Raw genomic sequence first — 1,553 nt, forward strand, 5'->3', positions numbered from 1 at the left:
AATAACGCGTGCCAATCCCGCATCGACTAAGGCTCTTGCACAAGGTGGAGTTCTACCGTAATGACTGCAAGGCTCTAGGGTTACATATGCCGTAGCACCTTTGGCCAACTCTCCGGCTTGAGCTAATGCGTTAACCTCAGCATGGCCTTCACCTGCTCGTTCATGAAAGCCCTCTCCAACAATCTGACCATCGCGCACTATGACACAACCAACACGTGGATTAGGCTGGCAACTTAATTCACCAAGCCAGGCTAACTCGATAGCACGAGCCATATAACGATGATCATCAGCCGACCAGTCATGCATATGGAGCAAAACTCTTAGTGCTTATGCGTTATCAGAAGAGCGATCACGCTTGGCTAAGCGATCAATCTCTTCTTTAAACTCATTGATGTCTTGGAAACTGCGATATACCGAGGCAAATCGAACATATGCAACTTCATCTAAACTTCGAAGTTCTCGCATCACTTCTTCACCCACTTGCAATGAAGATAGTTCTCGCTCACCAGTCGCTCGCAGACGATACTTGATGTTGTCTATCGCTTGTTCAATAGACTCAATACTCACAGGACGCTTTTCTAAAGCTCGCTGAACACCACGATTCAGCTTTTCTTCATCGAAGGGTTGGCGCGAGCCGTCTTGTTTAACAACCCGCGGCATCACAAGCTCAGCCGTTTCAAATGTGGTAAAGCGTTCTTGGCAGGTCAAGCACTCGCGTCGACGACGTACTTGATTGCCGTCAGAAACCAAACGAGAGTCGTAAACCTTCGTGTCAGTCGCCTTACAAAACGGACAATGCATGAGGAATCAACCCTGACAGTTATGCGTAAACTGGCAAACGCGAGCAAATTGCTTGCACTTTTTCGCGTGTTGCGTTGATGACAGAGTCGTCCTCTGGATTGGCAACTAACGCGTCAATCACATCACAAATCCATGAAGCTAATTCAGAACAATCTTTCGACTGAAAACCTCGACTTGTAATAGCTGGCGTACCAATACGCAATCCACTCGTTACAAATGGAGAACGAGGATCGTTTGGAACCGAGTTCTTGTTTACTGTAATGTGAGCACGACCTAATGCTGCGTCAGCGTCTTTGCCCGTTACATCTTTATCAATCAAATCAAGCAAGAAGAGGTGGTCATCAGTACCGCCAGACACAATTTTGTAGCCACGCTCTAAAAATACAGAAACCATCGCTTGTGCATTTTTAACGACTTGCTGCTGATATGTTTTAAACTCTTCTGACATCGCTTCTTTGAAGCACACTGCTTTCGCAGCAATCACGTGCATCAATGGTCCACCCTGACTTTCAGGGAAGACGGCAAAGTTCAGCTTTTTGTTCAGCTCTTCGTCATCATTTGCCAAAATCAAACCACCACGAGGGCCTCGTAGCGTTTTATGCGTCGTTGTAGTCACGACATCTGCAATACCAACAGGACTTGGGTAAACACCGCCAGCAACAAGACCCGCTATATGCGCCATATCAACAAACAAGTACGCACCCACTTCGTCTGCAATTGCTCTGAAACGCTTCCAGTCAACAACAAGAGAA

Annotated in this window: 3 protein-coding genes; all 3 read right to left on the reverse strand. The window is 46.7% G+C overall.

The window, feature by feature from the left end; genetic code table 11:
- A partial coding sequence (locus A3739_RS18575) for a bifunctional diaminohydroxyphosphoribosylaminopyrimidine deaminase/5-amino-6-(5-phosphoribosylamino)uracil reductase RibD (RefSeq protein ID WP_231877106.1) occupies window positions 1-306 on the reverse strand: 306 nt, incomplete at its 3' end.
- A gap of 21 nt (window positions 307-327) precedes the next feature.
- Window positions 328-801, reverse strand: a complete 474-nt coding sequence (gene nrdR, locus A3739_RS18580) for a transcriptional regulator NrdR (protein ID WP_068478615.1) — start codon at window positions 799-801, stop codon at window positions 328-330.
- Window positions 802-820: 19 nt separating this feature from the next.
- Window positions 821-1,553 (reverse strand): serine hydroxymethyltransferase (locus A3739_RS18585; protein WP_156502684.1); only part of this gene is annotated, 733 nt, incomplete at its 5' end.

It is taken from the genome of Oleiphilus sp. HI0067 (assembly GCF_001635735.1).